This window comes from Lentzea indica (genome assembly GCF_012184385.1).
GTDB lineage: Bacteria > Actinomycetota > Actinomycetes > Mycobacteriales > Pseudonocardiaceae > Lentzea > Lentzea indica.
The window spans coordinates 49,933-58,859 of the sequence record NZ_VSRL01000031.1; the positions used below are offsets into that span (position 1 = coordinate 49,933).

12 protein-coding genes and 1 pseudogene are annotated in these 8,927 nt (G+C 69.3%); 3 read left to right on the top strand and 10 right to left on the bottom strand.

Features of this window, described 5'->3' with window-relative positions; genetic code table 11:
• Window positions 1–65: 65 nt before the first annotated feature.
• Window positions 66–359 (top strand): annotated as a pseudogene (gene tnpA, locus FXN61_RS11625) (IS200/IS605 family transposase); the annotation flags it as partial.
• A gap of 51 nt (window positions 360–410) precedes the next feature.
• Here tnpA and ccsA read toward each other — a convergent pair.
• From ccsA to FXN61_RS11660, 7 genes are all read right to left on the bottom strand, one after another.
• Window positions 411–1,079 carry a cytochrome c biogenesis protein CcsA gene (ccsA, locus tag FXN61_RS11630; protein WP_312877667.1) on the bottom strand — a complete coding sequence of 223 codons (669 nt, stop codon included), beginning with the start codon at window positions 1,077–1,079 and terminating at the stop codon, window positions 411–413.
• On the bottom strand, window positions 1,076–1,429 hold the full coding sequence (locus FXN61_RS11635) for a hypothetical protein (protein ID WP_312877668.1): 354 nt from the start codon (window positions 1,427–1,429) through the stop codon (window positions 1,076–1,078). Before FXN61_RS11635 ends, ccsA begins: the two co-directional genes overlap by 4 nt.
• A 22-nt stretch (window positions 1,430–1,451) precedes the next feature.
• Window positions 1,452–1,832, bottom strand: coding sequence for a hypothetical protein (locus tag FXN61_RS11640; protein WP_167973093.1), 381 nt, complete (start codon window positions 1,830–1,832; stop codon window positions 1,452–1,454).
• Window positions 1,833–1,906: 74 nt separating this feature from the next.
• Window positions 1,907–2,755 (bottom strand): M56 family metallopeptidase, encoded by an 849-nt coding sequence (locus tag FXN61_RS11645; protein WP_167973095.1) that lies wholly within the window; start codon window positions 2,753–2,755, stop codon window positions 1,907–1,909.
• Window positions 2,752–3,078 (bottom strand): BlaI/MecI/CopY family transcriptional regulator, encoded by a 327-nt coding sequence (locus FXN61_RS11650; protein WP_223165403.1) that lies wholly within the window; start codon window positions 3,076–3,078, stop codon window positions 2,752–2,754. The genes FXN61_RS11645 and FXN61_RS11650 overlap by 4 nt, the downstream gene beginning before the upstream one ends.
• A gap of 49 nt (window positions 3,079–3,127) precedes the next feature.
• Complete coding sequence (locus FXN61_RS11655; protein WP_167973097.1) at window positions 3,128–3,301, bottom strand: hypothetical protein; 174 nt, start codon at window positions 3,299–3,301, stop codon at window positions 3,128–3,130.
• On the bottom strand, window positions 3,298–3,936 hold the full coding sequence (locus FXN61_RS11660; RefSeq protein ID WP_167973099.1) for a class I SAM-dependent methyltransferase: 639 nt from the start codon (window positions 3,934–3,936) through the stop codon (window positions 3,298–3,300). Before FXN61_RS11660 ends, FXN61_RS11655 begins: the two co-directional genes overlap by 4 nt.
• Window positions 3,937–4,020: 84 nt before the next feature.
• On the opposite strand from FXN61_RS11660, the gene FXN61_RS11665 reads away from it, so the two are divergent.
• Window positions 4,021–4,623, top strand: a complete 603-nt coding sequence (locus FXN61_RS11665) for a TetR/AcrR family transcriptional regulator (RefSeq protein ID WP_312877669.1) — start codon at window positions 4,021–4,023, stop codon at window positions 4,621–4,623.
• 349 nt (window positions 4,624–4,972) lie between these two features.
• On the opposite strand, the gene FXN61_RS11670 is transcribed toward FXN61_RS11665, so the two are convergent.
• The gene (locus FXN61_RS11670) at window positions 4,973–5,329 is read right to left on the bottom strand and encodes an ArsR/SmtB family transcription factor (RefSeq protein ID WP_167973101.1); all 357 of its coding nucleotides are present in this window, start codon (window positions 5,327–5,329) and stop codon (window positions 4,973–4,975) included.
• A gap of 20 nt (window positions 5,330–5,349) precedes the next feature.
• On the opposite strand from FXN61_RS11670, the gene FXN61_RS11675 reads away from it, so the two are divergent.
• Complete coding sequence (locus tag FXN61_RS11675) at window positions 5,350–6,687, top strand: MFS transporter (RefSeq protein WP_167973103.1); 1,338 nt, start codon at window positions 5,350–5,352, stop codon at window positions 6,685–6,687.
• Between the two features lie 32 nt (window positions 6,688–6,719).
• Here the strand turns inward: FXN61_RS11675 and FXN61_RS11680 are convergent, their stop codons facing one another.
• Entirely contained in the window at window positions 6,720–8,102 is a 1,383-nt protein-coding gene (locus tag FXN61_RS11680) for an amino acid permease (RefSeq protein WP_167973105.1), read from the bottom strand.
• 137 nt (window positions 8,103–8,239) lie between these two features.
• Window positions 8,240–8,927 (bottom strand): PucR family transcriptional regulator (locus FXN61_RS11685; protein WP_167973107.1); only part of this gene is annotated, 688 nt, incomplete at its 5' end.

An 8,927-nucleotide genomic window follows, 5' to 3' on the forward strand; every position in this document is an offset into this window, starting at 1 on the left:
AACGGAGCTGCACAACGCCACCGTACCCATTGGGTAATGGCTGATCTCGAAGGCATCCGCACTGGCAGGCACTGCGTTTGGTGTGCGCCGACTTCGAGACCGAGCTGGTCGAGTTCAACGGCGAGAACAACCACGTCCACCTGCTCGTGGACTTTCCGCCCAAAGTCGCCCTGGCGAAGCTGGTCAACTCCCTCAAGGGAGTCTCCAGCCGCCGGATGCGGCAGGAATTCCCAGACCTGCGACGGCACTACTACCGGGCCACCAAGCTCTGGTCGGGTTCGTACTTCGCCGGGTCCGTCGGCGGCGCCCCGCTCAGTGGCCTGCGTCAGTACATCGAGCAGCAAAACCGCCCGGCCTAGGACACCGCCCAGGTCTTGACAGCCCTCTCAGCACGGGCCTTCACCTCCGCCCTAAAGAGCCGAGCACAGGCCCACCTTCCGGTAGCGTCCCCAGGCGGCTTCGGCCCACACCGCGCCGGTGATGATCGCGAACGTGAGGGTCACGAAGCCGAACGTGCCGGTGCGGTAGGCGACGCGGTCGAGGTGCTCGGCGGGCGGAAGTCGTTTCACCGGACGGTGTTCGGCCCACAGGTGCAGGGCGCTCACGATGCCGGACAACAGGAACACGCCACTGGCCATGATCGCGGCGGCGACGTGGATGGCGATCCAGTACGACCGCAGGGCGGGTTGCAGTGGTGCTACCTCGGCGTACAGCTGGTTGCCGCCGATGAACAGCAGCAACGCCAGCGGCAGCAACACGAACACCGACAAGCGGCGAACGTTGTGCCGCCACACCAGGTACAGCCACGCCGCCACCGCGATGAGGCCGACGGACGACATGTACTCGTAGAGGTTGCCCCACGGAACCCGTTGCGCCGCAACACCTCGCAGCACCAAGGAACCCAGGTGCAGACCAGCGCCCAGCACGGTCAGCGCGACGCCCATCCTGCCGCATCGGATGGCGGCACGGGGTGCGCCGCCGGAGTAGCGGGTCAGCGACCACTCCGCGGCGCCCAGCAGCGCCGCGGCCATGTAGATCCCGAACGCGCTGGTGAACAGCCAGTCGCTGAGCAGGCTCACGCGGTCCTCCGCAGCCACCACAGGCCGAGCACCGGCAGCACGAGCGGCACGAACCCGTACCCGATGCCGAAGAACGACCACACGGTCGCGTCCGGAAACGCCTGCGGCACAAGGAGACTCGTCAGGCCCACTAGCACGACGCCTGCGAGCTCGACCGAGCACGCGACGAGCGCGATCCGGCGTGACGTGCGGCCGCCCAGCGCGAGGGCGACGGTGGCCAGCACGTAGACGACGGCCGCGAACGCCGACAGCACGTAGGCGACCGGCGCATCGGAGAAGCGGGTGGCGATCTGCACGGCCGACCGCGACGTGGCGGCGATCGCGAAGACGCCGTAGACGGTGATCAGCATCCGGCCGGGACCTTGGCGCGTCTCAGGCATGGCCCGCCCAGATCTGGCCGAGGCGCACGATCATCACCGGGACGCTGAGGCAGGCCACCACCAGTACGCCCGCGCTCCACCGGGTGCGTTCGGCGGCCGACCACACGACCGCGACCGGCAGGATCACCACCGGGCCGAGCAGGTAGCCGACGAACGACCAGCGCTCGATGTCGCGATCGGCACCGAGCAGCGCCACGACGCCGATGACGGCCTGGACGAGCAGTCCCACCTCGAGCACCGCGAGCCCTGCCACCAGGGTCCACGACAGCTTCGTCAGCGGTAGCAACGGTTTGTTGAGCGCGATCAGCAGCAGCGACCACGCGGCGCCGGCGAGCGCGAGCACGGTCAGCACCGTGGGCAACACATCGATCATGAGGCTCTTCCGTGGACGAAGGAGATCTACTACGGAATGTAGCACTACGGCTTGTAGTAGATCTCCGGCGGAGCTCAGAAGACCAGGAAGCTGAGCGGTGTCGACACCAGTGTCAGGCCACTGACCAGCGCCGTCCACCGCTGCAACGCCGAGGCGCTGGTCCGGTTCGCGATGCGCTCCAGGCGTGCCGAGGCGGCTGTGATGCCCAGCGCGCCTGCGGGTGGGCTGGCCGTGAACCGGTGGAGCGCAGAAGCGAGTGCTTCCGGGCCGTGTTCGCGGCAGGCGCGGTCGTCCGCTCGCATCTCGACGAGCAACGCGACCGCGTCCGCCACGCGTGGCGCGCACCGGCGCAGCGCGACGAACGGCAGCAGCACCAGGTCGTGCCGTTCGCGGGCATGGGACCGTTCGTGCGCCAGCACCGCGTGTAGCTCGGCGGTCGACAGGTTGCGCAACGCTCCCGTGCTCAGCACCACCGACGACGGCGTGCCCGGGAGGCAGTACGCCACCGCGACAGGATGGTCGACCACCAGCGCGCCCGGCGCGGCCTCGTCCGTGCGGCTGACCAGCGCCAGCACGTCCCGATGGCGCCGCCTGATCCGCGCGACCGTGAACCACGAGGTGACGAGCACCGCGACGAACGCGACCGGGACGGCGAGCCCGCCTGCCACCAGCACGTCCTGGGTCACAGTGGACAGTGGATCGCCCGCCCACGCGGACAGCGCTTCGGGGATGGGTGCGTCGTACGGGTCGAGGCCGAGCGTGATCAGCACGCCCGCCAGCGACAGCACCCACGTGGCCGCCAGCATCTGCCACAACGCGATGCCGGTGCCCGGTGCGCGCCACACCCATCGCGCCCTGACCAGGAGGTGTGCCGCCACCGGGCAGATGGCCAGCGTGACGACGAGGTGCAGTGCGGCGCTCACGTCTCGTCCTGCTTGTCGGCGAGCGCCTGCGACAGCATCTCGGCCTCAGGACTGCTCACCGACCGGGCGAAGTGGGTCAGGGCGGCCTCACGGTCGCCGGTGAGCGACAGCGCGTCGAGCATGAGCTGGGCGACGTACTCCTCACGGCTGGCGACGGGGGAGTACCGCCACGCCCGGCCATCGGCCTCGCGCTGGACGAAGCCCTTCGACGCGAGGCGGGTCAGGACGGTCATCACGGTGGTGTAGGCGAGGTCGCGCTTGGAGAGCGACTCCGCGACGTCGCGCACCAGCATCGGCGTGCGGCTGTCCCACAGGACCTCCATCGCCGCACGTTCCAGCTCACCCAGCTTGCTCAGCACGGCGTCGATGGTGTCAGGTCGGGGTGCGGCGCCGCCACAACCTGCGGACCACGACGCCTGCGAGCAGGTGCGCCGCGATGGCGATCCCGGCGATCACGAGGCCGAGGCGATAGCCGAGTCCGATGTGGATGATCAGTCCGGCGAGCACGGCCACCACGGTGAGCTTGCCGGCGAGCCGTCCCTTCACAGCGGCTTGTCCGCCCGGACGCAGTGCAGGAACCAGCTGACCCGCGTGGTCGCCCCGAGATCGAATCCGGCGTCACGGAGCATGGGCGCGATCCGCTCGACCGGGTTGTCGCGCATCGTCTCGCCGGCCGCCGCGCCGACCAGGTGCCTGGCCAGACGTCCCTTGGGAGGCTGGAAGTCGGCGATGAGCACCCGGCCTCCATGGCGCAGGACCCGGAACATCTCCGCGAACGCCTGGCCTCTGGCCTCCTCGGGGATGTGATGGATCGCCAGGCTGGACAGCACGACGTCGAACGACGCGTCCGGCAGGTCCAGCGCCTCTGCTTTGCCGAGCACGAACGAGCAGTTGCCGCCTGCCCGCTTGCGTCGCGCTTCCTCGACCATCTGCTCGGACACGTCGACGCCGACCGCGCGTCCGCCTGGCGAAGCCTGCGCGGCGAGCGAGGTGAGGTAGCCGGGTCCGCAGCCCACGTCGAGCACCTCGTCGCCCACGCGTACGCCGGCGAGCGCGACGAGGCGCCCGAAGATGCGGCGTCGGCTGCCGGCGAATGCCAGGGCGGAGGCCAGTTCGTAAGCGCGAGCGTGGCGGATCGCGCCGGGAGCGCCTCCTGGCGACCTCTCGTGTGCCTTGTGCATCGTCTGCTCCTCTAACTTAGTGACGACTAAGTCGTGATGGCGCGAGCTTAGTCACGACTAAGTAGAGGTGTCTAGGATGCTTCCGTGACCGAACAACGGGAGCGCCGGACCCGGATGACCGCCGAGGAGCGCCGCGAGTCGATTCTCGTGGCGGCCGCTGAGCTGTTCGCCGAGGTCGGCTACCTGCGGTGCAAGACGTCGGCCGTCGCCCGCAAGATCGGCGTGAGTGAACCGGTGGTGTTCCAGAACTTCGGCACCAAGGCGACCCTGTTCGCCGCCGTCGTCGACCGCGCCGCCGACCACATCTGCCGCATGGTCGACCGCGTCACGAGCGCGGACGTCCCGGTCTCCGGCCTGCTCAAGTTGATGCTCGATCCCGAGCACCTGCAGCACGTGCACAGCGCGGGCTCAGTGGGAGCGATCTTCGCTGACGCGTCCACGATCCACGACGAACCGGAGATCGAGGCGGCCACCCGCCGTGCCGTGCGGCGGTTCGCCGCCACGATCACCGGTCTGCTCGACCGCGGCCGGGCAGACGGCGAGCTCCGTGCCGACCTCGACACCGAAGCCGCCGCCTGGTGGTTGCTCTCCTTGGTGGCCTCGCAGAGGTTCCGTCAGACCACCGCCGCCGACCCGCACGCGATCGAAGCGCGGCTTGCCGAAAGCATCCTCGCGTTCTTGACCTAAGGATTTTCCTGCCCACTATTTGCAATAGTGCGTGATTGTTAAGGGTTCCCCAATTTCAGCTGCGATCAAGGTCATATGGTCCCTAACCTTGGTCCATGAAGCTGCTGCTGTGGTTCGCGCTGGCGTGCATGTGCGCGCTCAGCGGTGACCACCTGCTCGCTTTCGCCACCGCGATGCTGCTCGTCGCCTGCGCTACCGACCGCACTCGTTACTGATCGCGTCTTACTGGCCGCGTCAGAAGTTCGCCACCGCCGCGTACAGCAGCGTCAGCACGATCGCAGTGATGGCGACCGCCGCCACGATCCGGGTCATTGTGCGCCGTCGTTGATCCACAGCCGTCTCCTGCCGCTCAGTCGTGGTCCGGTTTGCCGGTGATGTGGTGATCGGCGGCGTTGACCGCCTCGAACAACAGCCGCCGTACGTGGCCGCCTCGCGCCCTATAGAGCATCCGCCTGCCTTCACGGCGCACGGTCACCAGTCCGGTCAGCCTCAATTTCGCGAGATGTTGCGACACCGCAGGGCGCGCGATACCCACCTCCGAGGCCAGCGTCGTCACGTCGTACTCGGCCCCGCACAACAGCCACAACATGCGGAAACGCGTCGAGTCGGCGAGCATCCGGAACCCGTCGACAGCCGCTTCGACGTGTCCGCCAGTAGGTAGCTGTTGCCAGTCCTGCGTTGTTGCAACGTCGTCGCGTGCGTACATGAGCACATATAGTGCCACGCATGCTCGCTGTTCTGCGCAACCGCACGTATCGCCACCTGTTCGGGGCACACGTCGTGGCCCTCACCGGCACCGGTTTGGCGACCGTCGCGCTGGGACTGCTGGCCTACGACCTGGCCGGCGCGGACGCCGGAGCGGTCCTCGGAACCGCGCTGGCGATCAAGATGATCGCCTACGTCAGCGTCGCGCCGATCGCGGCGGCGGTGCTCGGGGCGTTGCCCCGGCGGGCGGTGCTCGTGACGCTGGACCTGGTGCGCGCCGGTGTCGCGGTCACGTTGCCGTTCGTGGACCAGGTGTGGCAGATCTACGTCCTGATCTTCCTGCTGCAGGCGGCCTCAGCCGCGTTCACGCCGATCTTCCAGGCCACGATTCCGGACGTACTGCCTGACGAACGCGAGTACACGCGGGCCGTCACTCTCTCGCGGATGGCCTACGACCTCGAGGGTCTGCTGAGCCCGTCGCTTGCCGCGGCGTTGCTGGTGCTGATGAGCTTCAACAACCTGTTCCTCGGCACGGCGATCGGCTTCGTCGCGTCCGCGCTGCTCGTGGTCTCCGCCGTGGTGCCGCGACCGAAACCGGTCAGCCGCAACGAAAGCCTGTACGCCGCGACGACTCGCGGCATCCGGATCTATCTCGCCACGCCGCGCCTGCGTGGCTTGCTGGCCGTGCACCTCGCCGCCGCGGCCGCCGGTTCGATGGTGTTGGTCAACACGGTCGCTTACGTGCGCGACGTGCTCGGCCGCAGTCCTTCCGATGTCGCTGTCGCACTCGCGTTCAACGGCATCGGCTCCCTGGCGGCCGCACTGGTGCTGCCCAAGCTGCTCGACCGCGTCACCGACCGGGCGCTGGTGCTGCGCGCCTCCGCCGCACTGGTCGGTTTGCTGCTCACCGGCGCCACGTTCGCCTCGCTGCTCGGCGGATGGCACTGGCCCGCGCTGCTGGTGCTGTGGGCCATGATCGGCGCCGGATGCTCCTTGGCGCTGACGCCGGGTGCGCGGCTGCTGCGCCGATCCGCCGAGTCGTGCGACCGGCCCGCGTTGTTCGCCGCCGACTTCGCGCTTTCACACGCCTGCTGGCTGCTGTGCTACCCGCTGGCCGGGTGGGTGGCCAGCGCCGCGAACATGACCACGGCATTCCTGGTCCTCGGCGGCGTCACGGTGGTCGCCGCGCTCATCGCGCTGCGGTTGTGGCCGCGGCACGACCCGGAGGTGGTGGAGCACGAGCACCACGACCTCGATGCGAGCCACGACCACCTGCACGACGCCGTGCTCGCCGGCGGCGCGTGGCGCCACGCGCACGAGTTCCGCATCGACGACCGCCACGAACGTTGGCCCCGCTAGAAAAGCGCCTGGAAGTCAGCGGGGCTTCGTCCTCAGACCGTCTCCACTGCCTCCACCGCTGGCGGCGCGGCGGCGCGGCGGCGGCTACGCAGCGCGCTCACCGCGATCACCACCGCTGCCACGAGGAGGCTCAGCAGCAGCTGCGACCGGGCGCTGGAGTCGAAGAGCATGCCCACCAGCAGGCCGATCATGCCGACGATCGTCGCCCACGTCAGGTACGGGTAGCCCCACATGCGCAGCGCGAGGTTGCCCGGTGCCTCCTGCTCCAGGCGGCGGCGCATCCGCAATTGGGACACCGCGATGGCCAGCCAGACGAAGACCGCCACCGCGCCCGAGGAGTTCACCAGGAAGAGGAACACGGTGTCCGGCGAGACGTAGTTCAGCACGACCGTCACGAAACCGACCACGGTGGACGCCAGCACGGCGGCGACCGGCACCCCGCGTCGGGAGACGCGACCCAGCACCGCGGGTCCCTCGCCGCGCCGCGACAGCGAGAACACCATCCGGGACGCGGTGAACAGGCCGGAGTTCAGACAGGACAGCACGGAGGTCAGCACGACGACGTCCATGACCACAGCGGCGGAGGGCAGGCCGATGGCGTCCAGCACCGCGACGTAGGGGCTCTTGGCGACACTCGCGTCGTTCCACGGGATCAGCGTGACGACGACGGCGATCGAGCCGATGTAGAACAGCAGGATGCGCCACACCACGGACCGGACGGCGGTGCGGACGGCCTGGCCGGGGTTGTCCGATTCTCCCGCCGCGATGGTGGCGATCTCCGCGCCGAAGAAGGAGAAGACGACGACGAGCATGGCGGCGAAGATCGGTCCCGAGCCGTTCGGCAGGAACCCGCCGTGCCCGGTGAGGTTGGACAGTCCGGGCGCGGCCACGTTCGGCAGCATCCCGAAGATCGCGAGCCCGCCGACGACGAGGAAGATCGTGATCGCGGCGACCTTGATGCCGGCGAACCAGAACTCGAACTCACCGAAGGAACGGACCGAGTACAGGTTGGTCAGCGTGAGCAGGACGGTCAGCGCCAGCGCCCAGGTCCACTGTGGAACGGCCGGTACCCACCGGTGCACGATGGCCGCGCCGGCCGTCGCCTCGATGCCGACCACGACGACCCAGAACCACCAGTACAGCCAGCCGACCGTGAAGCCGGCCCAGGGCCCGATCGCACGTTCGGCGTAAGCCGAGAAGCTGCCGGTGTCCGGGTTCGCCGCGGACATCTCGCCCAGCATCCGCATCACCAGCACGACGAGAAGTCCGGCGACGGCATAGGAGATCAGCACACCGGGCCCAGCCGTGCCGATCGCCGCGCCGCTGCCCACGAACAGCCCGGCGCCGATGACCCCGGCGATGGCGATCATGCTGAGGTGCCGCTTGCGCAGCGAGGGTTGAAGGTCCTGCGACATCGGCCCTCCTTCCTGCGTTGAGAGCTGCCGGTCGGTTGCGGACCAGTCTGGGAGCGTCCGGCACCGGGTGACAGTGGACATTCCGGCCAACTCGCGCGGCGGCGTTGTACGGAATGGACAGTTCCGCGCCGAAGAGGTCAAACCCGCGTTTCCGGCAGGTCACCAGGCCCGTTCGCGGCCTGGTCGAGAAGTTGGAGGGCGAACCAGAACTCGGCTCGGGCGCCGGGCGAATCCACGTCCCGGCCGGTGAGCTCGGCGATCTTGGCGATGCGGTTGCGCAGCGTGTGCCGGTGGACGCCGAGGCGGGCCGCCGCCGGGTCCCACTGGCCGTGGCGGAGCCATTCGGTGAGCGACACGATCAGGTCGCCGCGGCCGTTCCGGTCGTGCTCCACCACCGGTCCCAGGAGCGATCGCGCGTAGGCGAGGGCGTCCTCGACGTGCAGCAGGCCGAGCATCCCGGCGCCTGCCACGTCGCCGAACCGCACCAGTTCACCGGGGTGCGCGGATTCGGCGGCACGGACGGCGTGCCGGTGCGCACGGCCGAAGTCCGCGTAGCCCACAGGCTCGGACACACCACCGCGCAGCCCCGCCACGGCCTCCGCCCACGGCCCCACGGTCACCAGGTGGCCGTCGAAGTCGGCGCAGAACACGCCACGGTTCTCCAGCAGCTCCAGTCCCCGCGCGCGGTGCTCGACGGGGCCGGTGAACACGTGCACCTCGACCGGCTCGTCGGGCAGCGGCGACACCTCGGCCGCGAGCTCGTGGTGACCGGCCGACAGCAGGCGCAGCACCGCGCCACGCAGCCGGCGCCGGGCGATGTCGAGG